Annotated in this window: 1 protein-coding gene; it reads right to left on the bottom strand. The window is 72.8% G+C overall.

Annotation, left to right across the window (positions count from 1 at the left end; translation table 11 throughout):
* A partial coding sequence (locus tag ACOADB_RS02320; protein ID WP_378596297.1) for an alanine racemase occupies positions 1–404 on the bottom strand: 404 nt, incomplete at both ends.

Here is a 404-nt window from a genome sequence, read left to right as displayed (position 1 = left end):
CGTGCCGCGGATCGGTCGGTTCTTGCCGGCGATCCCCACCTGCGCGGCGGACTCGGGCGAGCCGGGTCGCGAAGCCGCGCGCGGGATGCCGTCGGCGTACCCGATCGGCACCAAGGCGACCGTGGTCGGGCGGTCGGCGATCCAGTGGTGGCCGTAGGAGACGCCGTCGCCGACGGCGAGGTCCTTGACCATGACCAGTGGGCCACGAACGGTCATCGCCGGCACCAGTCCGATGTCGGTGGCCTGGCCCGGTGCGGGGTCCAAGCCGTAGAGCGCGATGCCGCAGCGCACGGCGTCGAACCGCGAGGAAGGGCGCAGGATCGTTGCAGCCGAGTTGGCAAGGTGCCGCAGCCCGGGACGCAGGCCGTGCTCCTCGGCCAGGGCGAGTGCGTCACGGAAGGCCT

Origin of the sequence: Nocardioides sp. CPCC 206348 (genome assembly GCF_048654705.1) — a bacterium.
Classification (GTDB): domain Bacteria; phylum Actinomycetota; class Actinomycetes; order Propionibacteriales; family Nocardioidaceae; genus Nocardioides.
This window is presented reverse-complemented; position numbering and strand designations above follow the sequence as displayed.